The organism is Pseudomonas sp. NPDC088444 (genome assembly GCF_044900175.1).
Taxonomy (GTDB): Bacteria; Pseudomonadota; Gammaproteobacteria; order Pseudomonadales; family Pseudomonadaceae; genus Aquipseudomonas.
The window spans coordinates 108,293-130,364 of record NZ_JBJDNK010000011.1; the positions used below are offsets into that span (position 1 = coordinate 108,293).

General features: G+C 61.1%; 22 protein-coding genes and 3 pseudogenes. 11 read left to right on the plus strand and 14 right to left on the minus strand.

Going from position 1 to position 22,072, the window contains the following annotated elements; genetic code table 11:
- Positions 1–67: 67 nt before the first annotated feature.
- The gene (pcsA, locus tag ACI2KB_RS21595) at positions 68–787 is read right to left on the minus strand and encodes a phosphatidylcholine synthase (protein ID WP_404637754.1); all 720 of its coding nucleotides are present in this window, start codon (positions 785–787) and stop codon (positions 68–70) included.
- A gap of 295 nt (positions 788–1,082) precedes the next feature.
- On the opposite strand from pcsA, the gene ACI2KB_RS21600 reads away from it, so the two are divergent.
- Positions 1,083–1,412 carry a hypothetical protein gene (locus ACI2KB_RS21600; RefSeq protein ID WP_404637756.1) on the plus strand — a complete coding sequence of 110 codons (330 nt, stop codon included), beginning with the start codon at positions 1,083–1,085 and terminating at the stop codon, positions 1,410–1,412.
- 6 nt (positions 1,413–1,418) lie between these two features.
- Here ACI2KB_RS21600 and ACI2KB_RS21605 read toward each other — a convergent pair whose 3' ends face one another.
- The 6 genes and pseudogenes from ACI2KB_RS21605 to ACI2KB_RS21630 form a co-directional block, all read right to left on the minus strand.
- The gene (locus tag ACI2KB_RS21605; RefSeq protein WP_404637757.1) at positions 1,419–1,988 is read right to left on the minus strand and encodes a GNAT family N-acetyltransferase; all 570 of its coding nucleotides are present in this window, start codon (positions 1,986–1,988) and stop codon (positions 1,419–1,421) included.
- 168 nt (positions 1,989–2,156) lie between these two features.
- The gene (locus ACI2KB_RS21610; protein WP_404637758.1) at positions 2,157–4,151 is read right to left on the minus strand and encodes a U32 family peptidase; all 1,995 of its coding nucleotides are present in this window, start codon (positions 4,149–4,151) and stop codon (positions 2,157–2,159) included.
- Positions 4,152–4,340: 189 nt separating this feature from the next.
- Entirely contained in the window at positions 4,341–4,721 is a 381-nt protein-coding gene (locus ACI2KB_RS21615; RefSeq protein ID WP_404637760.1) for a RidA family protein, read from the minus strand.
- Positions 4,722–4,798: 77 nt separating this feature from the next.
- Positions 4,799–4,960 (minus strand): annotated as a pseudogene (locus tag ACI2KB_RS21620) (putative 2-aminoethylphosphonate ABC transporter substrate-binding protein); the annotation flags it as partial.
- Positions 4,961–5,023, minus strand: a pseudogene (locus tag ACI2KB_RS21625) (hypothetical protein); the annotation flags it as partial. It lies immediately after the preceding pseudogene.
- Between the two features lie 113 nt (positions 5,024–5,136).
- The gene (locus tag ACI2KB_RS21630) at positions 5,137–5,940 is read right to left on the minus strand and encodes an alpha/beta fold hydrolase (RefSeq protein ID WP_404637762.1); all 804 of its coding nucleotides are present in this window, start codon (positions 5,938–5,940) and stop codon (positions 5,137–5,139) included.
- Positions 5,941–6,052: 112 nt separating this feature from the next.
- Between ACI2KB_RS21630 and ACI2KB_RS21635 the strand changes: the two genes are divergently transcribed.
- Positions 6,053–6,961 (plus strand): LysR family transcriptional regulator, encoded by a 909-nt coding sequence (locus ACI2KB_RS21635; protein WP_404637764.1) that lies wholly within the window; start codon positions 6,053–6,055, stop codon positions 6,959–6,961.
- A 240-nt stretch (positions 6,962–7,201) separates the two neighbouring features.
- On the opposite strand, the gene ACI2KB_RS21640 is transcribed toward ACI2KB_RS21635, so the two are convergent.
- Entirely contained in the window at positions 7,202–8,071 is an 870-nt protein-coding gene (locus tag ACI2KB_RS21640) for an oxaloacetate decarboxylase (RefSeq protein WP_404637766.1), read from the minus strand.
- A 556-nt stretch (positions 8,072–8,627) separates the two neighbouring features.
- On the opposite strand from ACI2KB_RS21640, the gene ACI2KB_RS21645 reads away from it, so the two are divergent.
- Both ACI2KB_RS21645 and ACI2KB_RS21650 read left to right on the plus strand, forming a co-directional pair.
- Positions 8,628–9,581, plus strand: a complete 954-nt coding sequence (locus ACI2KB_RS21645) for an ABC transporter substrate-binding protein (protein WP_404637768.1) — start codon at positions 8,628–8,630, stop codon at positions 9,579–9,581.
- Between the two features lie 12 nt (positions 9,582–9,593).
- A complete protein-coding gene (locus ACI2KB_RS21650; RefSeq protein ID WP_404637770.1) occupies positions 9,594–10,913 on the plus strand; it encodes an LLM class flavin-dependent oxidoreductase in 1,320 nt (439 codons plus the stop codon).
- Positions 10,914–10,939: 26 nt separating this feature from the next.
- Here ACI2KB_RS21650 and ACI2KB_RS21655 read toward each other — a convergent pair whose 3' ends face one another.
- Positions 10,940–11,350 carry a nuclear transport factor 2 family protein gene (locus ACI2KB_RS21655; RefSeq protein WP_404637772.1) on the minus strand — a complete coding sequence of 137 codons (411 nt, stop codon included), beginning with the start codon at positions 11,348–11,350 and terminating at the stop codon, positions 10,940–10,942.
- A gap of 151 nt (positions 11,351–11,501) precedes the next feature.
- Positions 11,502–12,422 carry a LysR family transcriptional regulator gene (locus ACI2KB_RS21660; protein ID WP_404637773.1) on the minus strand — a complete coding sequence of 307 codons (921 nt, stop codon included), beginning with the start codon at positions 12,420–12,422 and terminating at the stop codon, positions 11,502–11,504.
- 110 nt (positions 12,423–12,532) lie between these two features.
- On the opposite strand from ACI2KB_RS21660, the gene ACI2KB_RS21665 reads away from it, so the two are divergent.
- The 3 genes from ACI2KB_RS21665 (at position 12,533) to ACI2KB_RS21675 (ending at position 15,083) form a co-directional block, all read left to right on the plus strand.
- On the plus strand, positions 12,533–13,084 hold the full coding sequence (locus ACI2KB_RS21665; protein ID WP_404637775.1) for a VOC family protein: 552 nt from the start codon (positions 12,533–12,535) through the stop codon (positions 13,082–13,084).
- Positions 13,085–13,301: 217 nt separating this feature from the next.
- Positions 13,302–14,240, plus strand: coding sequence for a glycine betaine ABC transporter substrate-binding protein (locus ACI2KB_RS21670; protein ID WP_404637777.1), 939 nt, complete (start codon positions 13,302–13,304; stop codon positions 14,238–14,240).
- A gap of 84 nt (positions 14,241–14,324) precedes the next feature.
- Positions 14,325–15,083: a class II aldolase/adducin family protein gene (locus ACI2KB_RS21675; protein WP_404637779.1), complete on the plus strand. Its 759-nt coding sequence runs from the start codon at positions 14,325–14,327 to the stop codon at positions 15,081–15,083.
- On the opposite strand, the gene ACI2KB_RS21680 is transcribed toward ACI2KB_RS21675, so the two are convergent.
- Complete coding sequence (locus tag ACI2KB_RS21680) at positions 15,071–16,039, minus strand: GlxA family transcriptional regulator (protein WP_404637781.1); 969 nt, start codon at positions 16,037–16,039, stop codon at positions 15,071–15,073. The two genes, ACI2KB_RS21675 and ACI2KB_RS21680, sit on opposite strands and share 13 nt — an antisense overlap.
- Positions 16,040–16,284: 245 nt before the next feature.
- On the opposite strand from ACI2KB_RS21680, the gene ACI2KB_RS21685 reads away from it, so the two are divergent.
- Genes ACI2KB_RS21685 through ACI2KB_RS21700 form a run of 4 tightly spaced genes read left to right on the plus strand, consistent with a single transcriptional unit; the run spans position 16,285 to position 19,878 of the window.
- Complete coding sequence (locus ACI2KB_RS21685) at positions 16,285–17,163, plus strand: 3-keto-5-aminohexanoate cleavage protein (protein ID WP_404637783.1); 879 nt, start codon at positions 16,285–16,287, stop codon at positions 17,161–17,163.
- A gap of 31 nt (positions 17,164–17,194) precedes the next feature.
- The gene (locus ACI2KB_RS21690; protein ID WP_404637785.1) at positions 17,195–18,148 is read left to right on the plus strand and encodes an L-carnitine dehydrogenase; all 954 of its coding nucleotides are present in this window, start codon (positions 17,195–17,197) and stop codon (positions 18,146–18,148) included.
- A gap of 3 nt (positions 18,149–18,151) precedes the next feature.
- The gene (locus ACI2KB_RS21695) at positions 18,152–18,655 is read left to right on the plus strand and encodes a thioesterase family protein (protein ID WP_404637787.1); all 504 of its coding nucleotides are present in this window, start codon (positions 18,152–18,154) and stop codon (positions 18,653–18,655) included.
- 32 nt (positions 18,656–18,687) lie between these two features.
- Complete coding sequence (locus ACI2KB_RS21700) at positions 18,688–19,878, plus strand: gamma-butyrobetaine dioxygenase (RefSeq protein WP_404637789.1); 1,191 nt, start codon at positions 18,688–18,690, stop codon at positions 19,876–19,878.
- A gap of 6 nt (positions 19,879–19,884) precedes the next feature.
- Here the strand turns inward: ACI2KB_RS21700 and ACI2KB_RS21705 are convergent, their stop codons facing one another.
- From ACI2KB_RS21705 to ACI2KB_RS21715, 3 genes and pseudogenes are all read right to left on the minus strand, one after another.
- The gene (locus ACI2KB_RS21705; RefSeq protein ID WP_404637791.1) at positions 19,885–20,022 is read right to left on the minus strand and encodes a hypothetical protein; all 138 of its coding nucleotides are present in this window, start codon (positions 20,020–20,022) and stop codon (positions 19,885–19,887) included.
- A gap of 154 nt (positions 20,023–20,176) precedes the next feature.
- Positions 20,177–21,040, minus strand: coding sequence for a methyl-accepting chemotaxis protein (locus ACI2KB_RS21710; RefSeq protein ID WP_404638062.1), 864 nt, complete (start codon positions 21,038–21,040; stop codon positions 20,177–20,179).
- Positions 21,032–21,841: pseudogene (locus tag ACI2KB_RS21715) on the minus strand (MCP four helix bundle domain-containing protein); the annotation flags it as partial. The pseudogene ACI2KB_RS21715 and the gene ACI2KB_RS21710, both read right to left, overlap by 9 nt.
- Between the last annotated feature and the right edge of the window lie 231 nt (positions 21,842–22,072).

Sequence of the window (22,072 nt, forward strand, 5' to 3'; positions counted from 1 at the left end):
GGCTAATCGAGCAGTGTCAGACGCTGCGCTCCCTTCACCACGCTCCTGCGCTTACTGGTGGTAACGCTCAATACCGCGCCTTGTCGATCCACTCCATCGACGTGCGCCAGACGCAAATCCCCAGGAAATACGCCGACATCAACAACCACACGCTCAACACCCATGAGCCGTTGTACGGATGGTTGATCACCAGCAGAAAGCTGCACAGAAACCACACGCTGGTCACGGCGATATTGATTGGCATGAAGCGTCGTACCCGGAATGGATGGAGAAATTTCATCCGGGTGACGGTCAGCAAGGCCAGACAGATCACGGTGATGAACGTCAGCCATGGCGCGGGTGACAGGATGTACACGCACAGCGCCACCACGTTCCAGGCGGCGGGAAAGCCCTGAAAGTAGTTGTCCTTGCTTTTCATTTCGGTGTTGCAAAAGCAGAACAGGGACGACACCAGAATGATCGAGATGGTCAGCAGCAGGGTGTAATCCGGCAGCGGGATGTAGCGGTAGATAAAGAGTGCAGGAATGAAGACGTACGTCAGGTAGTCGATCACCAGATCCAGCACCGAGCCGTCGAAATGCGGCAGCACCGACTGCACGTTGACCTTGCGCGCCAGTGAACCGTCCAGACCGTCGACGATCAGGGCGATGCCCAGCCACAGCAGGCAGGCCTTGGGCTGGTTGTCGAACAGGGCAATGGTCGCCAGGAAAGCGAGCACGACGCCAGTGGCCGTGAAACCATGGGCACCCCATGCTTTGAGCCAGGCAATACGTTGAATCGGGATCATGGATGGTCCTTCTGGAAATGAAGCCAGCCAGATCGATGCACCAGACGGATACGCTCGACCTGACCACGGGTGCAACTATCGACCGGTTGTCAGCCGATAAGGTTCACCTCGCTCCCTTACACGGTAGCAGGCGGCGGGGGCTTTGGTGATTCATTTGTGACGGGGGTGAAGTCATTCGGCGCGCTGAAACGTGTCACTGGTCGGCTGCCCGGCAAAGCAGGCCATTTGCTGGCCCCTGCCCTGAAAAAACCTCGGCAGAATCCTCGCCTTATCAGGAAGTTAGGCACGGAACTGCATGCGAATTATCACGCGCTGTCTGGTGTTGGTTGTGTTAGCGGGCGCTTCGAATGGCGTTTGGGCGAGGGATTTGAGCAAGAACGAACGGGATCTGTGTACCTGGGGTGCGGGGATTGCCGCCACCGCGCAACAGTACAAACTCGCCGGGCTGACGCTGTATGGCGCTCGCAACAAGTTACAGGCGCGGCGTTTCCCTCAGCAGTGGATGCGCATGAGCGCTCTGGGCATTACCGAACAAACCTACGACAGCCCTTCGCGTATGCGCCCCGAGAGTGTGCGTCAGGTTTATTACGAAGGGTGCACCCGCCATGAACTGGCACGCCGGTAGGGTGTTTCAGGACAACCGTTGCATGAGATAAGCCTCGCCCGTTACCCGGATCATCGGGTGCGGGGTGATCTGGCAGGTTTTTATCACAGAGAAACCGTGGCGCTCGTAAAACCGACGCGCTCCGGTATTGGCCGCGTAGTCGATCAGGCTCAGGCCTTTGAGTTTCATGCCATCGGCCCGCGCCTGTGCCTGCTCCAGAAAGCGCAGCCCCAAACCTTTGTTCCGCCAGCCGTCATGCAGTGCCAGGCTTGAGATATAGAGCGTGTCGGGGACTTCCATGTCGGCGTACGGCGCCAGTACCGGGTCGGTCGCGGGTGCCGGATTCGGATCTTCGTACATGGCGTAGCTGTGCATCATGCCGATGACTTCTCCGTGTGCTTCAGCGATCAGGCAGTTCTGAAACGAAAAATCCACGCCTTCGCGGGCATAGCGGCGGGTGCCGACTTCCAGTAAATCCTCGCCGGGCTCCGCCAACTGGCTCCAGATGTAATCCGACGCCCCTTCGGACGTAATCTGGAACAGGCGGGCAATCTCACGCGCATCGGCACGGGTCGCTGGGCGAAATACGACAGGCATTCACAAGGCTCCACGGGTGTTGGGGCGCCTGTTATAGCGTGCCGTTTCAGCGTGAGGCCAATGCCGCATGGGGCAACGTCGCAATCAGGCCGACGGCCGTCGTTCTTGAGGGCTGGAGAGGGATGACAGAAGGATCAGGCGCGCCATTGCGGCACGCCCGATCATCACTCAGTGCGGTGCCCGAGTGATGGTCTTCAGCAGGTCGGCAGGGCTGATGTGCCCCACCACTGGCGCGCTGCCCGGTTGCGGCAGGTTGAGGATGTGGCCTTTCATCTTGCCGATGATGTGCATCTCGCAAGGCTTGCAGTCGAATTTCAGGGTCAGCACCTCATCGCCATGAATCAATTGCATTGGCGCCACCTTGGTGCGCACGCCGGTCACCCCTTTGGCCTGTTTCGGGCACAGGTTGAAGGAGAAACGCAGGCAGTGTTTGGTGATCATCACCGGCACTTCGCCTGGTTCTTCGTGGGCTTCGTAAGCGGCGTCGATCAGTTTGACGCCGTGGCGGTGGTAGAAATCGCGGGCCTTCTGGTTGTAGACGTTGGCCAGGAACGACAAATGCGCTTCCGGGTATACCGGAGGCGGACTGGTCTCGGCTTTACGGCCACCGCGAGGGTGAGCGGCGACCCGGGCCTCGGTCAGTGCCTCGATGACCTCGCGGCGCAGGGCCTTGAGCTGCGAGTTCGGGATGAAGAACGCTTGCGGCGCGTCCAGCTTCACGTCCAGGGCGTGATACTGGGTGGTGCCGAGCTGGCACAGCAAGTCGCGCAGTTGTTCCAGTGCCTGTTCCGGCTTGTTGGCGGCGCCGAACGGGCCATCCAGCGACACGCTGGCGCGCACGCCTTCTTCACTGACGGCGGTCAGTTCAAGACGCTCTTCGCGCAATTGCACCTGCCATGTCAGGCCGATGCGGCGCTCGGCCGAGGTCTTCAGCAGCGCCTGCTGCCAGTTGTGATCGAGGTTGCGGTTCAACGGATGATTCGGGCGCGCCTTGTACAGGTCGGCGGGCATTTCGTTAGGCTCGACGCGGTAGCGGTAGCGCTTCTCGCCATCTTCGTCGAACTCGCCCTTGGGCTCGGCGATGTTGGCGCGGAAACCCACCACTTCGCGCTTGATCAGTACGTTCAGGCCGTCGCCGTTAGTGAGCGGGTCATGGGTCACGACCTGCAGGTCGCGCTTGCCGACTTTCTCCACCACGCCCACCGGCAGGCCGGTGAAGGTTGGGGTGTCGAAGGCCCCGATGTCGATCTTGCGGTCGGTGACGAAATAATCGGTGCTGCCACGGTGGAACGTCTTTTCCGGGTCAGGCACGAAGAAGTGCGCGGTACGGCCGCTGGAGGCGCGGGCCAGGTCCGGGCGGTCTTCTAGCACGTCGTCCAGGCGTTGACGGTAGTAGGCCGTGATGTTTTTCACGTAGCCCATGTCCTTGTAGCGGCCTTCGATCTTGAACGAGCGTACACCGGCCTCGACCAGCGCGCGAATGTTGGCGCTCTGGTTGTTGTCCTTCATCGACAGCAGGTGTTTTTCGAAGGCAACAACGCGGCCCTGATCGTCTTTCAACGTGTAGGGCAGGCGGCAGGCCTGGGAGCAATCGCCACGGTTGGCACTGCGGCCGGTCTGAGCGTGGGAAATGTTGCACTGGCCGGAGAACGCCACGCACAGCGCGCCGTGAATGAAGAACTCGATGGCAGCATCGGTTTCATCGGCAATGGCGCGGATTTCCTGCAGGTTCAACTCGCGGGCCAGCACCAGTTGCGAGAATCCGGCCTGATCGAGGAACTTGGCCCGCTCCAGGGTGCGGATATCGGTCTGCGTGCTGGCGTGTAGCTCGATGGGCGGAATGTCCAGCTCCATCACGCCCAGGTCTTGGACGATCAGCGCGTCGACGCCGGCGTCGTACAATTCGTGGATCAGCTTGCGCGCCGGTTCCAGTTCGTTGTCGTGCAGAATGGTGTTGATCGTGGTGAACACGCGCGCGTGATAGCGATGGGCGAATTCCACAAGCCCGGCGATGTCGCTGACCTCGTTGGAGGCATTGTGCCGCGCGCCAAAGCTCGGGCCGCCAATGTAGATGGCGTCAGCGCCATGCAAAATGGCCTCGCGCGCGATGGTCACATCGCGGGCAGGGCTGAGCAATTCCAGGTGATGCTTGGGTAGGGACATGTTTTTTTAGTCGGATCTTCACGGTCAAGGCGCGCATTGTAGCGGTGAAACGCCTGACCGGCATCTTTCGGCTGCCGGGTGGTGGAAACCGAGGAAAACCGACCTGTAGCCGCATGGCTTGGCTGCGATGGCGTCTTTGAAATCGCTGCCGCCGGCAAGCCATGCTGCTACAAGGTAATGCGCTGAACTTCAGGCCTTCGCCGCCATCGCGGTCACTTCCACGCGCATGCCTTCCACAGCCAATGCGGCAACGCCCACCGCCGCGCGCACTGGCCACGGTTTGGCGAAGAAACGCTTGTACACCTCGTTGAACGCAGCACGGTCGGCCATGTCGGTGAGGTAGATGGTCAGGTGCATGACCCGATCCATCGAGCTGCCCGCACGCTCCAGCGCGACTTTCAGGGCTTGCAGGGTGCATTCGCTTTGCAGAGTGATGTCGCCCAGTTCCAGGCTGCCGTCGGCGCGGGTCGGGATCTGGGTCGAGACCATGATGCCGCTGAAGCTGGCGACGTCGGAGGAAATGGAGTCCTGGTCAGGATCGGGGGTGAAGATGAGGTCTTGGCTGGACATACGCGTCTCGTGCTGAAAAAGGAACCCTGCATCCGCCGAAGGTCGGCTGACGCAGGGTGCTTATCATACGCAGCTCGTCACTGTTTCGCCGACTTGCCGTCATGGCGCTTGCGCCATTCGCCGAGAATGCGGTCGCGTTCCTTCGACGCCCAGGCGAAGTCGTTCTTGATCAGGTGCTGCTCAGAGTCTTCAGGCAACTCGGCAGGTGGCTTGGCCAGGTCGGCCTGGGCCAGCACGGTAGGCTGACTGAGGCCCAGCTTCTTTGCCGCCTGCGTCACGCTGCCGAGACGCGCCGCCGTGTAAAACGCTTTGAGCTATGCCGAGAGCATGGACACACCAGCACCTTGAATCTGAAACGATGGGAAGTGCATCGTAAGCGGTTTTTTAGCGCAAGGCATCGGCAGCGTTGTTGGCATCAACCGGCGAGGCGATGCTGGCGAATGAACTGATCGATGATCGCGGCGACTTCCGAGGGGGCTTCCAGCGGCGACAGGTGGCCGATGTCCGTCAATTCGTGCAACGCCGCGTGAGGAACGCGGCTCAGCAATTCGGTTTGCAGCGTGGTCACCGAGTCCACTTTGTCCAGCGTCCCGGCAATCACCGCAACGGGGACCTCGATGCGCGCCACCGACTCGGCGATGTCTTCACGGCTGGTGAACTGCGGCCATGCCCGCTTGGCGTCGGGCATACCTTGCAGGCTGTCTTCAATCACTTGCTGGCGTTGCGCCGGACTCAAGGGGCGGGCGGTCAGCATGTGGTCAATGGCCAGCTCAACGGAGGCCACCGAGTCATAGGCCCTGGCCATGGCCGCGAGGGCGTCTTCCGGCATGTTCAACGGAGTGGGAGGCGCCGGAGCCACCAGCACCATACCGCTCAAGCCGACCGGTCGGCGCGAGGCGATCCGTTGCGCGATCTTGCCGCCCATCGAGTGGCCGACCAGTACGTAATGGTCCAGCCTCAGCGCCTGCACGACGTTGAGCACGTCATCGGCAAAGGCGTCGAGACTGAACGCGATGGGCGTTGCGGGCGTTTCGAACCGTTGTGACTGGCCCCAGCCACGCAGGTCGGGCCTCACTGTGCGGTAACGCGCGGGCAGGGCCGCGACGACGGCGTCCCAAGTGCGTGCAGAGCCGCCCCAGTAATGCAGGAAAATCAGCGTCGGTACGCCTTCGCCCTGGTCTTCGACATGCAGGTGTACGCCATTTGAAACCACGTTCATGGTTGATGCTCGTCAGTTGAGTGGGGACGAACACTTTAAATTGCAGCGCTGTGGAGGATAATCTGCCGATTCTTATCATGAATCGATCACCAGATTATCGAATGGATGGGCCATGGACCGTCTGACCAGTATTAGCGTTTTCGTCACCGCCCTCGAAAAGGGCAGCCTTGTCGCGGCAGGGCGATGTTTCGGGTTGTCGCCGTCAATGGCGGGCAAACACGTCAGCGCGCTGGAGGCCCAACTGGGCGTGCGCTTGTTGCAACGCAGCACGCGCAAACTCAGCGCCACCGACGCAGGTCGGGCGTATTACGCCCGATGCAAAGGCATCATCGAGGCCTGGGATGAAGCCAATCATGAAGCCAGCGACACCGGAATCAGCGTACGCGGCACACTGCGCGTCGCGGTGCCGGTGACGTTTGGCGCGCTATACATGGGCGATGTGATGGCCGGATTGTTGCGTGATCATCCGGACCTGAACGTCGAACTGATTGCTGATGATCGCTTCATCGACCTGCACGCGGCCGGAATCGATGTCGCCATCCGGATCGGCGAATTGGCAGATTCATCGCTGATCGCCCGGCGACTGTGCGCGTGTCGAATGGTCATGTGTGCGTCCCCCGACTTCATCGAACGTCATGGCTTGCCGACCACACCGGTGGCGCTGCGGGCCTTGCCGCGTCTGGCGTTCAGCGAAGCGGTCTCCGGCGATGGCTGGACGATTCGGGATACCGAGGGCCGGCCTTTTCGGGTCGATGGGCCGATCCGCGCTCAGGCCAATAACATGCAAATGCTGCTGTCGATGACGCTGGCGGGGTTGGGCATTGCTTATGGCCCGACGTTTGTCTTCGGGCAGGCGCTGCGGGAAGGAAATCTGGTGGCGTTATTACCGGACTTTTGCCTGACGGAACTGGCGATCCATGCCGTCTATCCGACGGCCCGCTACGTGCCGTCGAAATTGCGCTGTTTCATCGACCACGTGGCGTCAGCGCTTGCGGGGACGTTGCCTTGGGAGCAGCGTTGAATCGCACACGGGTATAGCCAAAGGCTTACACACGGTTCAGCAAACTGTCCGTTTACAGCGACAGGGCAAAACCCTAAATTGGATCCATCGACTGAAGCGCAGGACGCGCTTCAGAGGTCAAGGATGATCTGCCATTTGCCCGGAACGCTACCGACAGGACGTTGGAATGGCCTTGATAGAAAAGAACCCGCTTCGGCGGGTTTTTTAATGCCTGCGATTCAGCATCGCAGGCCCGCGACATCACTCTTTGACGTCCATGAACTCTTTGGCCCAGTTCACGTAGCTTTCGGGCAGCGTGTAGGTGTGGGTCAGTTCTGTGGCGCTCAGGTTTTCCGTGCTGTGAGTCACTTTGCGCTGGGCGCGCAGGCTGTCGTAAGTGGCCTTGATCGCCGCGAAGTAGGCGCCGTGGCCCGCCACGACGACACGTACGCCCAGTTTTGCCAGACGTGCGTAGTCGCTCAGATTAGGATTGCCGTAGGTGACCAGCATCAACGGTACGCTGAGCTTCTCGGAGATCTGCTCCAAGTGGTCGAAGTCCTTGATGCCGACCATGCAGATGCCGTCGGCACCGGCTTTTTCATAGGCCTGGGTGCGTTCGATGATGTCCTTGACCGGTAACACCCCGGCGTTGGTGCGGGCGATGATCGACAGCTCAGGGTCGACACGGGCTTCCAGGGCGGCCTTGACCTTGCCGATACCTTCTTCGATGGAGATCAGGTCGGTGGATTTGCGTCCGAACTGGGCAGGCAGCAGGGTGTCTTCGATGGTCAGTGCAGCGACGCCTGCGCGTTCCAGTTCTTCCACGGTGCGCATGACGTTGAGGGCGTTGCCATAGCCATGGTCGGCGTCGGCAATGAATGGCAACTGGGCCACGCGGCCGATGCGGGTAGCCTGTTCGACGAATTCGCTGAGGGTGATCAGCGCAAAGTCCGGCGCTGCCAGCACTTGCAGCGACGCGACGGAGCCGCCGAGGATGCCGACTTCAAAACCCAGGTCTGCCGCGATACGGGCGGACATCGGGTCGAAGACGGAGGCTGTTTCGAAGCACGCGTTGGACGCGAGCAATTCGCGAAAATTACGGCGCAGAGCGGTGTGGGACATTCTGGACATGGTGTTTCCTGATATGGGTCGTCATCGAGACTGACGATCTACGCCTTTCATTTGAGCCGCGAGACTAACATGCGGAATATTCCGAAGTTATGTCGTTTTGGCATGCCCCATGCGGCAAGTACATAGGTCGCCATAACTGCATGATTAAAGGGCGCTTATCGGATTTGCGCACTTCTATGGTGCATTTTTTGTGGCCCGTTTTTCCGGTTTTTTCATCCGCGAAGGCGCGGGCGGTCGGGATGTGGTTCAGCGTTCGAGCGATTGTAACGTTCTGACCAGAAGCGAGCCTAAACGGACCTGAGTCGCAGCCAGCGGGCTCAGGTTACGGTTCATAGAAAGCACCGCGACGCTGGGTGAAGAAATGCATCGGCTGCATGTTGGTTCATTAGGTTATGCAAAAATGGAATTTAACAATCGGCGATCGAGGCATTAGCTTATAAACCACTGGATATTTAGATCCGGCAGCTATTAGCCATCCGGGCGTTTCTGCCTGAACATGTCGAGACCGCACGTGCGGATCGGCCCCTGTTTGCCGATTCCGGCATTTGGAGCCCACGTGCGTCATCTCAAGAATCTACTCGCCACTGCCGCGATTTCGCTTGTCGCGTTCACTGCCCACGCCCAGACCCTGGTGGTGGGTGACCAGAGCTACAACGCTCAGTCCGTGATGGAAGCGGCAGGGGTGTTGAACGATCTGCCCTATACCCTGGAGTGGAAACAATTCACGGCCGGCTCGCCGGTAGCAGAAGCCTTGAACGTCGGCAGTCTGGATCTGGGCCTGCTGGGCGACGCGCCCCCGCTGTTTCTCGGCGCCTTGGGCGCACCGATCAAAGTCATCGCGATCACCCGCCAGAACCTCGGCGGCGTGGCGATTCTGGTACGCAAGGATTCCGACATTCACAGCCTGGCGGATCTGCGCGGCAAGCGTGCGGCGATCTGGAAAGGTTCGTGGAGCCAGCAACTGCTGTTCAGTGCGCTGGACAAGGCGGGCGTGCCGCGAGATTCGCTGGACCTGCGTTACCTGAGCGCGCTGGACGCCTCTCATGCACTGGACGGCGGCGCGGTGGACGTGATCGCCACGTGGGAACCCTACGTCACCCAACAGGAGCGTCAGGGCGCGCGAGTTCTGGCAACGGCCGAAGGGTTGATTCCGGCACAAAGCTATGTGGTCGCCAATGCCCATGTCATTGACAGCAAACGCGCGGTCATCGAAGACTTCCTCAACCGTCTGAAAAAAGCCCGTGAATGGACCTTGAAGGATCCTGCCAACACGGCGACCTACGCCGATGCCTGGGCCAAACGTACCCGTGCAGACAGTGAGATCGCCCGCATCTGGTTCGCCCGGGCCAGAACCAACGTCGAGGCACTGAACCCTCAAGTGGTCGCCGACGCGCAGAAAACCGTCGATTTTTTTGCAGGAATAGGGCTGATCAAGTCCTACCCGGCACAAAGCCTGTTCGACACTTCCTTCTCCAGCACGCTTCAGCCCGCCACCGCGCAAGCACAGTAAGGAACTGACGAGATGAGCAAGCGACAGATCAAACTTGGTGCGCTGACCATGGGCTGTGGCGGGCCGGGACGGCATAACCTGTGGCGCGACCCTGCACTGCCCGCCGACGCCAGCGTGAATATCGACTGGTACGTCGATATTGCCCGGCAGGCAGAAGCGGCGCTGTTTGACCTGATGTTCATTGTCGACAGCCAGTTCATCACCCCCGGCTCGCCGCCCCATTACCTGAACCGGCTGGAGCCGCTGACACTGCTGTCGGCGTTGGCGATGAGCACGAAGCGTCTGGGGCTGGTCGGCACGCTGACGACCTCCTACAACTCGCCCTATAACGTGGCCCGGCGTCTGGCGTCGCTGGATTTGATCAGCAAAGGCCGGGCCGGGTGGAACGTTGTGACCAGCGGCGACGCCGGTACGGCAGGGAACTACAGCCGCGATGAACATTACGATTACGACACTCGCTATGGACGCGCTGCCGAACACGTCAAGGTGGTGCAGGGGTTGTGGCATTCCTACGAGGACGACGCATTCGTGCGCGACCGCGCCACCGGCCAGTTCCTGAACCCGGACAAGCTGCACGCCCTGAATCACAAGGGTGAGCACTTTTCGGTGGCCGGGCCTTTGAACATTCAGCGCTCTGCGCAAGGTCAGCCGGTGATCTTTCAAGCGGGGGACTCGGAGCAGGGCCGTGAATTGGGTGCCGCTACCGCGGACGTCATCTTCACCCAGGCGCCCAGCCTTGAGCAGGGCCAGACTTTCTATCGGGACGTCAAGGGCCGGGCGCAACGCCTGGGCCGTGATCCGGAGCAACTGTTGGTGCTACCGGGCGCCGAGATTTACGTGGGCGACACGGACGAGCATGCCCGTGAAATCGAGCGCCACTACCATCAGCTCGATCACAGCTTTGAGCTGGCGCTCAAGGAGTTCGGACGCAATTTCGGCTGGCACGACTTCAGTCAGTACGACCTTGACGCGCCATTCCCGCAGGAGAGTCTGGAAGCCGCACGCAGCAGTTTCTTCACCAATGCCAAACGCATTGCCGATCAGGCGCGAGAGAAGGGGTTCACCCTGCGCCAGGCGGTGGAATTCGGACGGCAACTGCGCCCCGGCGCCTTTACAGGATCCGCCGACACCGTGGCGCGCAAGATGTCGGAGTGGTTCGAGGCCCGGGCGCTGGACGGCTTCAACATTTACATCGGCCATCCGGAACAGTTCAGCCGCTTCACCCAGGAAGTGATCCCGCAGTTACAGGAACGCGGCGTGTACCGTACGGCGTATGAAGGTACGACGCTGCGAGAAAGCCTGGGCCTGGCGATCCCCGGTTTCCGTCGCTGACGGCAGCAAGCGAGGGGGGGGCACAGTCAGTCCTGATCAGCCTCGACCGGCGCAAACGCCCGTTGCGCCGCCACCGTGTCCATCGCCTCACGCAGCAACTGGATCTTGCCGTCCCGGGCCACCAACCGCCCGGCGTAGGACTGTTTGTAGATACGCCCCGTGGCAGGCACGGGTTCTTCGACGTCGTATTCAGCGAACACCTGGTCTGGCGTTTCGATCAGGAAACGCACGCGCTGGAAACTGAAGGTGGGCACTTTCTTCAACAGCGAGCCGATGAAGGCTTCGATGGCGGCAGGGCCTTGCACGCTGTGAGGGATGCCCAGGGTTTGTAGGTAGGGCAACTCAAGCACGCCGTCTTCGGCGAACAGGCTGGCAGCCTTGCGTGGGTCCTGAATGGATTCCAGGTACATTTGCAGCAGTTGGACGGCGTTTTTCATGGTGAAGCTCCTTGAACGAGTGTGGGATCCGCCGTGGTTGAGTGCGGCGGTTGAGACACAGGTTAAGGAGCTCCCATGATTTCAAAAATAGAAGGATGTGAAAGTCATCGTTTCTTTTTTGAAAATCTGATCAGCTTGTCGTTGATGAGCATCAAGGGCGGGGCCAGCGCCATTCAGGGTCGGCCAGGTGCTGCGCAAAGAAATCCGACAGTGCCCGGATTTTCGCGGGTCGGCTGCGAGCCGAAGGCGTCACGAAATACAGGCCGCCCCGGGTCATGCTCCAGTCGGGCAGCAGCGCTTCGAGTCGGCCATCGGCCAGGTATTCGCTGGCGATGAACTCCGGCAATTCGGCAATGGCCAGGCCTTCCAGCAACACCGGAATCAGGGCATCGGAGTTGGTCACGCGCAGTGGCCCGTTCGGCACCACGTCTTCTTCTGTGCCGTCGGTATGGGTGAAACGCCAGACCTGGCTGCGGGCGCGGTAGGCGTAACTGAGGCAGGGGCGGCTGGCCAGTTCGCGCGGGTGAGTGGGGCGCCCGTGTTCGGCGAGGTAGGCGGGCGAGGCCACCGCGAATTGAGTGACGGCGCACAAGCGGCGAGCGACCAGCGAGGAGTCGGGCATCACGGCGATGCGCAGCGCTGCGTCGAAGCCGTCGGCGATCAGGTCCACCGAGGCGTCGGACAAATGCAAATCCACCGAGAGCTCGGGGTATTGGCGCAACAGTTTGGGCAATAACGGCGCGACCCAGCGCAGGCCGAACGACATTGGTACGGCCAGGCGCACCTGACCCCGTGGCTGTACGGACAAGTCCTGGGCTTCGCTTTCCACCTCTTCGGCCTGGCGATAGATATCACCGGCCTTGGCCGCCATGCTCGAACCGAACTCGGTCAGGGCCAGTTGCCGCGACGTGCGGTTGAACAGGCGCCCGCCCAGACGTTCTTCCAATCGCGCAACGGCGCGGGACACCGTAGGCACCGAAACCCCCATGATGCGCGCAGCGGCGGCGAACGAACCTTCTTCAGCCACTTTGGCGAACATGGCCAGACCTTCAAAATCGGGAAGTTTGCTCATTTCATTTCTGCAACGATGGTTTGCAGATGATTCTATTTTGGAAGTGTCGAGCCGTCGATAAGCTTCTCCCCACTTGCAGCACTTCTGCAGCAACCTTCAGGAGAAGCCCCATGAAAACATTCGCACTCACCGCATTGGCTTTGAGCCTTGCTTTCAGCGTCGGCGCCCAGGCCGCAACTTCGGCTCCGAAGGCCCAGGCCCAGGCCCCGGCATTGCAAGCCGCTGTCATTGATCACGTCGGCATCAACGTGCCGGACATCGACGCCGCCACTGCATTTTTCAACGAACTGGTGGGCGTCAAAGTCCTCAGTGACACTCGCCCAGGCCCCATTCCCGCCGAATGGAAAGCCAGCTTCAACTGGCGCGAATCCAGCGAGTTGCAACGCTTCGCCATGCTGCAACTGAGCGGTGGCTCGAAAATCGAGTTGTTCCAGTACCAGGGCGCGCAGATCAATCACCAGCAACCCCATGAAGACGACATCGGTGCAACCCACATCGCGCTGCGCACCCCGGACATCGACCACAGCCTGGCGGTGGTCAAGGCGCGGGGCCTGAAAGTGCTGAACGAGCCGATCACCAACCCGGACGGCATTCGCTGGTTCTACGTGCTGACACCGTGGGGTTCGCAACTGGAACTGGTGTCGTTGCCTGCCGCCAGTTGATGGCCGTCTCCGGCCTCGGCTGATTTGCGCGAGACACACCCGAACCCGCCATGTCGCAAAACTCCCTGTTTAAGCCGCGCTTTTAGGGTTTTTACCGACGCTCGCTTCGTAACGTAAGCCGGTCGCCAACAGAGCGATGCAGGCAGCCCGTTGCCTGACCAGAATGGCGTGGTTCTTTCTCACTGTCTCCGTTTAGCCTTGGTCGGAGAAACACCTGATGAAACGTGGCAACCGCTCACTCAAGTTTTTGTTGGTCGGCCTTGGGCTGGCCGTGGCCTGCAACGGCGCTTCGGCAGCCGAGGCAGCGTCGTGTGAAACCGTGCGTTTCGGCATGATGGCCTGGACCGATCTGGCCGCCACCACCGCCGTGGCGCGCACCTTGTTCGAGGATCTGGGCTACAAAACCTCTGACAGCACGGCGTCTCAGCCGATCATCTTCGGCGCGATGCGCGATAACCGGCTGGACGCCTTTCTGGGCTACTGGAGCCCGTCGGCGGATTCGATTGTCGAGCCGTTTCGCAGCAAGGCCCAGGTCAAAGTGCTCGATGAGCCAAGCCTGGCCGACGGTCAGATGACCCTCGCGGTGCCCACCTGGCTGGCCGAGAAGGGGCTGCGCACCTTTCAGGACATCCACAAGTTCAAGAAGGAGCTGGGCGGCAAGATCTACGGCATTGATCCGGGCACCGACATCAACCGTCGGTTGCAGGCCGCGATTGACGCCAAGCGCTTCGATCTGGAGGGCTTCAAACTGGTGGAATCCAGCGAAGCCGGGATGCTGTCAGCCGTGGCCCGGGCAGAAAACCGCAAGGAGGCCATCGTTCTGGTCGGCTGGAAGCCGCACCCGATGAACATCCACTTCAACCTCACGTACCTCACCGGCAGCGATGGGCTGATGGGGGCGGATGAGGGCAAGGCGACGGTGTGGACGGTGGTGCGCGGCGATTACGCGCAACAATGTCCGAACGCTGCGCGTCTGCTGAGCAACATCAGGTTCAACAGTGCACAGGAAGCGCAGATGATGGAGCGCATCCTCAATCGCGAAGACCCAATGAAAGTGGCGCGGGATTTCCTCAAGGCCAACCCTGCGTTGGTCAACGACTGGCTGGCCGGGGTGACCCGCTTCAATGGCGACACGGCGACTATCGCCGCCAACTGAACACACCTTCTTATACCTACGCACACCGCCGAGTCGAAAAAACCGTTCGATTCGGCGGTGCTGTTTTCACCTCAAGGAACCGCCATGGCTGAGCGCCTGAACACCACGACTGAAGAATGGAACGCACGCTGCGAACTGGCGGCGCTGTATCGGCTGATTGCGCACTTTCGCATGACCGATCTCATCGACACCCACATCAGTTTGCGTTTGCCTGGCGCGCAGGATCGCTTTCTGATCAATCGCTATGGGGTGTTATTCGATCACATGAAAGCCAGCGACCTGATCGTCATCGATTACGCGGGCAACGTCGTCGGCGAAGACGCGGACAAGGCTGAGGTCAACGCCGCCGGGTTCACCATTCATTCGGCCATCCACAAGGCGAGGCCTGACGTGCATTGTGTGATTCACACCCATACGGCGGCGGGTATTGCCGTGTCAGCGCAAGAACAGGGCCTGTTGCCCATTTCTCAACACGCGCTGAAGTTCTACGAAAAGCTCGCCTATCACACTTACGAGGGCGTCGCGCTGTGCCTCACCGAGCGCGAGCGGCTGGTGGCGGATCTGGGGCCACATCGGGCGATGATTTTGCGCAATCACGGCTTGCTGGCAGCTGGGCGCAACGTCGCTGAGGCCTTTCACGAAATCCACTTCCTGGAGCGGGCCTGTCAGGCGCAGATTCAGGCGCTGGCCGGTGGCAGCAAACTGATTTTCCCCAGCGAGGCCGTGTGTCGGCTCACGGCCAGCCAGTTCAGTGATGACGAGGAGGGCATGCGTTACATCCAGACCGGCTGGAACGCGGCGCTCACACTGGTGGCCAGTCAGCGTGATGATTACTGCGCCTGAGCAGGGCTGCATCGACCGGTGAGAATGGCCCGGTCCTGACGCGGCGTGCACTTGAACCGCTCCTTGTAGCAACGGGCGAAATACGATGGTGATTCGTAGCCACAGGCGACGCTGATTTGCAGGATGGTCAGGTCGCTCTGCTGCAACAGTTGCCGCGCCTTGTCCAGGCGCAGCCGCTGACGAAACTCGGCCGGTGAAGCCTGCACTGTCGCGCGAAACAGCCGCTCCAGATGCCGCCGTGTCACGCAGACGCCACGGGCCAGGTCGTCGACGTCCATGTCCTTTTCCAGATTCTGCTCGATGCGCTCGATGACCGCGTGAATCTTGCGGTTGGTGAAGTTGTAGCGTTTCGGCGCCTCCAGACGCTGCAACACCTGACGGGCACGAATCGGGCCGTGCACGAACTGCTCCGCAACCTTGAGCGCCAGCTCCGAGCCGTGGGCCTGAGCGATCAATTCCAGCATCAAATCCATTGAGGCCGTGCCGCCGGCCGAGGTCAGTCTGCGTTGATCGATCTCGTACAGCTCATGGCTCACCTGCAAGCCGGGATAGCTTTCGAGAAATGCATCGATGGCCTCCCAATGCACGGTCATGCGATAGCCCTTCATCAAGCCGGCGTGGGCCAGCACAAAGGCACCTGTGTCGATTCCACCCAGCGTGACCCCGGCCTTGTCCTGACGCCGCAGCCACGGTGTCAACGGCGCAGAAATCGACGCCATCGGTTCATAGGCCGCGACGATGATCAGCGTGTCTTCGGGGCCGAGGTCCAGCAGCGCGCCATCGACTGCGATGGACATGCCATTGCTCGCCGCGACGGGCTGGCCGTCCTGACTAATGGTGCGCCAGCGGTACAAATCGCCGCCCATGCGGTTGGCCGACCGCAGCGGTTCGGCGACGGCGGCGAAGTCCATCATCGAGAAACCGGGAATCAACAAGAACGTGAATAACCTGGACACCTGACACCTCCATGGACGGGTTGCATCGGGGTATGCAAGCCATCGGCCAAAGCCCCGCAAGCATGTCGCAAAAGTCGCCATCCTCGACGCGAAGTTACGGTTTGCGCCGGTTCGCGATCCGTAACGTATGCCTCAACGGCCTGCGTTCATCGGGTGGGCCGCCCCGTCACAGCGCCACGCCGTGTCACGCGGTGCAGGCGTCCAGGACGGGTCCATTGGGGATTGGAAAAGGAACGCGGCAAATCATGAACAGAGACGTCATCGTGACCTGTGCCTTGACCGGTGCAGGCGATACGACCGGTAAACACCCGGCGATTCCCGTCACACCCGCGCAGATCGCACAAGCGGCGGTCGAGGCGGCCAACGCGGGCGCCAGCATTGTGCATTGCCACGTTCGCGACCCTGACACCGGCACGCCCAGTCGCGACCCCGTGTTGTACCGCGAGGTGATGGAGCTCATTCGCGGCAGCGGCGTGGACATCATCGTCAACCTCACCGCCGGCATGGGCGGCGATCTGGAAATCGGCCAGGGCGAAACACCGATGCAGTTTGGCGCGGGCACCGATCTGGTTGGACCGCTGGAGCGGCTGGTGCACGTGCAGGAGCTGCTGCCGGACATCTGCACCCTGGACTGCGGCACGCTGAACTTCGGCGACGGCGACACCATTTATGTGGCGACCCCGCCGCAACTGCGCGCCGGGGCAAAGAAAATCACCGAACTGGGTGTGAAGGCTGAACTGGAAATCTTCGACACCGGGCACCTGAGCTTCGCCAGCCAGATGCTGCGCGAAGGATTGCTGGTCGATCCGATGTTCCAACTCTGTCTGGGCATTCCGTGGGGCGCGCCTGCCGACACCGGGACCATGAAAGCCATGGTCGACAACCTGCCCACGGGCATGCAGTGGTCGGCGTTCGGGATCGGTCGCATGCAAATGCCCATGGCCGCGCAATCGATGCTGCTGGGCGGCCATGTGCGGGTGGGGCTCGAAGACAACTTGTGGCTCGACAAAGGTGTGTACGCCAGCAATGGCAGCCTGGTAGAGCGAGTCATCGAACTGATGCTGCGCATGGGCGCGACCCCACAAACCCCGGCGCAAGCGCGCAAAACCCTGAATCTGCTCTGAACCCCTTTCTAACCCGTGCGCAGGACACATCATGCAATCAACTGTTAAACACGTTGCCATCATCGGCGCGGGTGTCATCGGCAGTGGCTGGGCCGCACGTTTTCTGGCCAACGGCCTGCGGGTGACCGCATGGGACCCGTCGCCTGAAGCCGATGCGCAGATTCGCCAGCGTGTGGCCAATGCTTGGCCAACGCTGGGTTATGCGACCCGTTCGCTGGATGCCGCCCTGGCTGATTTTCGAACCGTCGACAGCATCGAGGCGTGTGTTGCCGAGGCCGATCTGATTCAGGAAAGCGCCCCGGAAAACCTCGCGCTGAAGATCGACCTGCATGCGACGATTTCCCGTGCGGCGCCGGATCACGCGCTCATCGCCTCGTCCACGTCCGGGCTGCTGCCCTCCGAGTTCTTCGCTGACGCCTCGCAGCCTGAGCGCTGTCTGGTGGCCCATCCGTTCAACCCGGTTTATCTGCTGCCGCTGGTTGAAATCGTCGGCGGCGTGCGCACGTCCACTGAAACCCTTGATCGGGCCACCGAGGTTTACCGGAATTTGGGCATGCACCCACTGCGAGTGCGCCATGAGGTGCCGGGGTTCATTGCCGATCGGCTGATGGAGTCGATGTGGCGCGAGGCCCTGCACATGATCAACGACGGTGTCGCAACGCCTGCAGAAATCGACGATGCCGTGCGCTTCGGCTGTGGTTTGCGCTGGGCCTTCATGGGATCGTTCATGACGTTCTCATTGGCAGGCGGTGCGCAGGGCATGCGCCATTTCATGCGCCAGTTCGGTCCGGCGCTGAAGTTGCCCTGGACCTACCTTGAGGCGCCGGAACTGACGGATACATTGCTGGACGACATCGTCAGCGGGTCCGAAGCGCAACTGGCCGGGCGCAGCATCGAAGCGCTGGAGCGTTACCGGGACGACTGCCTGCAGTCCATTCAGCAGACCATCGCGCAGGTCAAGGCCCGCCACCGGATCGAGGACTGAGCCATGGGTGCTGACGGTGCCATACATGCCGTGAATGACGTTCCGGACGTGCTGTGGTCCGGCCCGATTTTGTCGGAGTGGACTGACTACAACGGCCACCTGCGGGACGCGTTTTACCTGCTGATTTTCAGCTTGGCGGGCGACGCACTGCTCGACCATTTGGGGCTGGACAGCGAAGGCCGCGCGCGCACCGGGCATTCGATGTTCACCCTCGAATGCCACCTCAATTACCTGAAAGAGATGAAACACGGCGATGACGCCGAGGTGCGCTGGCAGTTGATCGGTGCTGACGCCAAACGCTTGCACCTGCATTTCAGCCTGCACCCTCGGGGCCGTGAGCTGGTCGCGGCAACGGCTGAGCAAATGTGGCTCAACGTCGACATGAGCGGCCCGAAATCCGCGCCGTTCGCGCCCTCGGTTCACGCGAACGTGAGTGCTGTGTTGGCCTGTCATCGTACCCGTGAACGACCACCGGACCTTGGTCGGTCAATCGCTTTGCCTGTCTGATTCCTGTCACCCTGAGCTGTCTGGAGATGATCATGAGTGCCGTTCAGAAACAAACCGCTGAAGTGTTTTCGTCTGACTGGCGCAGCTTCGCCACGGTCAGGCGCATCGAGCATTGCCTGCTGCAACCCGGTGGCGTCGCCGTGCAGTGGGACGATGGCCGCAAAAGCCTGTTCCATGCCGAGTGGCTGCGTGACAACTGCCCCTGTGAAACCTGCGTACACCCGGTAACCCGCGAGCAGGTGTTCGAGATCATCGATACGTCGGTCGACCTGCATGCTGAAAGTGCGGGTCTGAACGGGCAGGGCGAATTGGCCATCGGCTGGTCCGACGGGCACCGCAGTGTCTTCGGCGCCGGTTGGTTGCGCGCCCATGCCTACGACCACGCGACACGGCTGGAACGCTTGAGCGCCGAACGTACGGTGCAGATGTGGCGCAATGATCTGCCCATCCCGACCTTCGACTATCAGGCCGTGATGAGCGACGACCGCGCGTTGCTCGACTGGCTGCTGGCCGCCCGCGACGTGGGCCTGACACGCATGGTCAACATGCCCACCACGGAAGAAACCATGGAACAGGTGGCGCGGCGCATTTCGTTCATTCGCGAGAGCAACTTTGGCGTGGTGTTCGAGGTGCGCACCAAAGTCGAAGCGGTGAACAGCAACGCCTACACCACGCTGGAATTACCTCACCACACCGACCTGCCAACACGCGAGCTGCAACCGGGGCTGCAATTTCTGCATTGCCTGGTCAACGACGCCACCGGCGGCGACAGCACCTTCGTCGACGGCTTTGCGATTGCCCACCAGTTGCGGCTTGAACACCCGGAGGCCTTCGAACTGCTGACCCAGATCCCGGTGAGCTTCCGCAACAAGGCGCCGCAAAGCGACTATCGCAGCCTGGCCCCGATCATCGGCCTGAATGCGCGGGGGGAGGTCAGCGAGATCCGATTGGCCAACTGGTTGCGTGCGCCGTTCGATGTCGCCGAACGGGACATGCCCGCGTTCTATCAGGCCTATCGCACCTTCAGCGCACTGACCCGCCAGCCCAAGTTCATCGTGCGCAAACGCCTGAACGCCGGAGAAATGTGGTGCTTCGACAACCGCCGCACCATGCACGCCCGACAGGCCTTCGATCAGGCCAGCGGCATGCGCCACTTGCGCGGGTGCTACATGGACCGTGATGAGTTGCTGTCGCGCATTTTGGTGTTGCAACGTGCCGAGTGATTCGGCTCACTCCCTGGACGCCAGCGTTACGCAGGTGTCCAGCACCACCGAGCGCAGCCACTGATGCCCCGCATCCCGGTGGGTGCGCTCATGCCAGGCTAGGGTTTTGCTGAAGCCCGGGATCGCCAGTGGCGGCTCGATCATGGCGACATTCCGTTCATCGAGTCCCCACGACCATGCACGCGATCCATTGGCCGCAAGGCTACCTTCAAGGCTTTACCGACAATTTTGTCTCAAGCGAAGTCATCGTCGCGGGCTTGGCCGCTGTTGAGCAATATCCGATGCTGCCCGAGATGGGTCACGTCCGGAACTGCAACACCAACCCATTCAATCCCACCGCCAGTTGCGACAGTTCGCCACTGGCGGCTGATGTCTGGTTGGCGCCCGCAGAGGTCTGCAACGACAAATCGCGAATGCTGGTGAGGTTACGGTCGACTTCACGGGCCACCTGGGCCTGTTCTTCCGTCGCGCAGGCAATGCTGACGTTGCGCTCGTTGATTTGCACGATGGCGCTGGTGATCTGCGCCAGCGCGATTCCGGCCGCTTCGGCCACCTCCAGGCTGGCCCGGGCGCGGTCACTGCTCTGGTCCATCGCCGTGACGGCCTTGTCAGTGCCGCCTTGAATGGAGGCGATCATTTTCTCGATTTCGGCGGTCGATTGTTGGGTCCGATGGGCCAGCGCGCGCACTTCATCGGCGACCACCGCAAAGCCGCGACCGGCTTCACCGGCACGGGCGGCCTCGATGGCGGCGTTGAGGGCCAACAGATTGGTCTGGTCGGCAATGCCGCGAATCACGTCCAGCACGCCACTGATGCTTTGTACCTGACTGGCCAGGCCGTTGATTTCCACGGCCGTTGCACCGACCGCCTGATGCAGTTCATTGATGACGCTGACGGTTTCGTCCACGCGTTGACGACCGTTCTGCGCCGATTCGCTGGATTCGCGCGCTGCCGCAGAGGCCAATGCCGCATTGCGGGCGACTTCCTCGACGGCGGCGCTCATCTGATTGATCGCCGTGGCCGCCTGATTGATTTCGTCGTTCTGTCGCTGAACACCCCGCAGGGCGTCCTCGGTCACAGCGGTCATTTCTTCGGACGTCGACGCCAATTGACTGGAGGAATCACCCAGTTCAGCGATGGTGCGACGCAGGTTGTCCTGCATCAACGACAGGGCCTGAAGCAGACGCCCCGGCTCATCGGAGCCATCGACCTGAATCGGTTGGCTCAGGTCATTGGCGGCAATCTGCTCGGCTACGGCCAGGGCTTTGGCAATCGGTGCCACCAGGCTGCGGGTGAAAAGGGCGGCCAGGGTCACCGTCGCAGCGAGTGCAACCAGAATCGCGGCGATGACGACGTTGCGCGACTGTTCATAGCTGTCGTCAGCCGCCGCGTCGGAGTCCTCCATCTTGAGCGTCGCCAATTGGGAAATGGTGGCGATGTCTTGGGTCAGAACGTCAGCGGCGCGGGTTTGCTCGCCAGATGGTTGGGTCATCGCCGTGATCACGTCATCGCGGTTCTGCGCCACCGCCTCCAGGTAACGGGTATGGACGGCGAGGTAGGCGATCATGTTGGCTTCCATTGCCTGATACGCATTCTGGCCACGCTCAGTGACCAGCATGGGTTTGAGGCGCTTTACGTCTTTTTCCAGATCGGCGCGGCCTTGATTGACCCGCTTGCGCGCGCTGTCCGCGCTCTCGGTCGTTTGCGCGGCACGCAGGCTGGTGTTGCCCAGGCGAATCGTCAGCAGGTCATTTTTGATGTCGGCGATGGTCATGAGGGTGGGCAGCACGTTGTCTTGCAAGGCGTCGCGGGCGTCTTTCAAGCGCGAAGACTGCATCAGCGAGAACACCCCGACAGCGGAAATCAGGAGGGCAAAAAAACCGAAACACATCAGTGATCGGGGGGCAATGTTCAGGCTTCTGAGGTTCATGAGATAGGACGTCCGACGTAATGATGGCGCCATGATATCGTCATGAAGCGATTCAGCTAAAGATATTTCGTCACCTGTTTTGGCAGAAATGCACCGTCACTGGGTCAAGTTGAGCATTATAAGGCGACAAAAAGCCCGATTCACGGGCGTTCGAGGGTTTTGACCGGTCGTCTGTTTCAGCGCATCGTCTATGCTTTCGCTGCGTTGCCCGCGAGGTCTGTTTGGCAGCAGGCCGAAAGAGGTGGGCGCCCTGAACATGGAGGT

Excerpts from the sequence above, each read along its gene's own strand:
- ACI2KB_RS21670 (WP_404637777.1), top strand. The coding sequence starts at position 13,302 with ATGAAACGTGGCAACCGCTCACTCAAGTTTTTGTTGGTCGGCCTTGGG.
- ACI2KB_RS21615 (WP_404637760.1), bottom strand. The coding sequence starts at position 4,721 with ATGTCCAGCCAAGACCTCATCTTCACCCCCGATCCTGACCAGGACTCC.
- ACI2KB_RS21705 (WP_404637791.1), bottom strand. The coding sequence starts at position 20,022 with ATGATCGAGCCGCCACTGGCGATCCCGGGCTTCAGCAAAACCCTAGCC.
- ACI2KB_RS21675 (WP_404637779.1), top strand. The coding sequence starts at position 14,325 with ATGGCTGAGCGCCTGAACACCACGACTGAAGAATGGAACGCACGCTGC.
- ACI2KB_RS21655 (WP_404637772.1), bottom strand. The coding sequence starts at position 11,350 with ATGAAAAACGCCGTCCAACTGCTGCAAATGTACCTGGAATCCATTCAG.
- ACI2KB_RS21630 (WP_404637762.1), bottom strand. The coding sequence starts at position 5,940 with ATGAACGTGGTTTCAAATGGCGTACACCTGCATGTCGAAGACCAGGGC.
- pcsA (WP_404637754.1), bottom strand. The coding sequence starts at position 787 with ATGATCCCGATTCAACGTATTGCCTGGCTCAAAGCATGGGGTGCCCAT.
- ACI2KB_RS21605 (WP_404637757.1), bottom strand. The coding sequence starts at position 1,988 with ATGCCTGTCGTATTTCGCCCAGCGACCCGTGCCGATGCGCGTGAGATT.
- ACI2KB_RS21700 (WP_404637789.1), top strand. The coding sequence starts at position 18,688 with ATGAGTGCCGTTCAGAAACAAACCGCTGAAGTGTTTTCGTCTGACTGG.
- ACI2KB_RS21695 (WP_404637787.1), top strand. The coding sequence starts at position 18,152 with ATGGGTGCTGACGGTGCCATACATGCCGTGAATGACGTTCCGGACGTG.
- ACI2KB_RS21640 (WP_404637766.1), bottom strand. The coding sequence starts at position 8,071 with ATGTCCAGAATGTCCCACACCGCTCTGCGCCGTAATTTTCGCGAATTG.
- ACI2KB_RS21600 (WP_404637756.1), top strand. The coding sequence starts at position 1,083 with ATGCGAATTATCACGCGCTGTCTGGTGTTGGTTGTGTTAGCGGGCGCT.
- ACI2KB_RS21710 (WP_404638062.1), bottom strand. The coding sequence starts at position 21,040 with ATGCAGGACAACCTGCGTCGCACCATCGCTGAACTGGGTGATTCCTCC.
- ACI2KB_RS21690 (WP_404637785.1), top strand. The coding sequence starts at position 17,195 with ATGCAATCAACTGTTAAACACGTTGCCATCATCGGCGCGGGTGTCATC.
- ACI2KB_RS21650 (WP_404637770.1), top strand. The coding sequence starts at position 9,594 with ATGAGCAAGCGACAGATCAAACTTGGTGCGCTGACCATGGGCTGTGGC.
- ACI2KB_RS21610 (WP_404637758.1), bottom strand. The coding sequence starts at position 4,151 with ATGTCCCTACCCAAGCATCACCTGGAATTGCTCAGCCCTGCCCGCGAT.
- ACI2KB_RS21685 (WP_404637783.1), top strand. The coding sequence starts at position 16,285 with ATGAACAGAGACGTCATCGTGACCTGTGCCTTGACCGGTGCAGGCGAT.
- ACI2KB_RS21635 (WP_404637764.1), top strand. The coding sequence starts at position 6,053 with ATGGACCGTCTGACCAGTATTAGCGTTTTCGTCACCGCCCTCGAAAAG.
- ACI2KB_RS21660 (WP_404637773.1), bottom strand. The coding sequence starts at position 12,422 with ATGAGCAAACTTCCCGATTTTGAAGGTCTGGCCATGTTCGCCAAAGTG.
- ACI2KB_RS21665 (WP_404637775.1), top strand. The coding sequence starts at position 12,533 with ATGAAAACATTCGCACTCACCGCATTGGCTTTGAGCCTTGCTTTCAGC.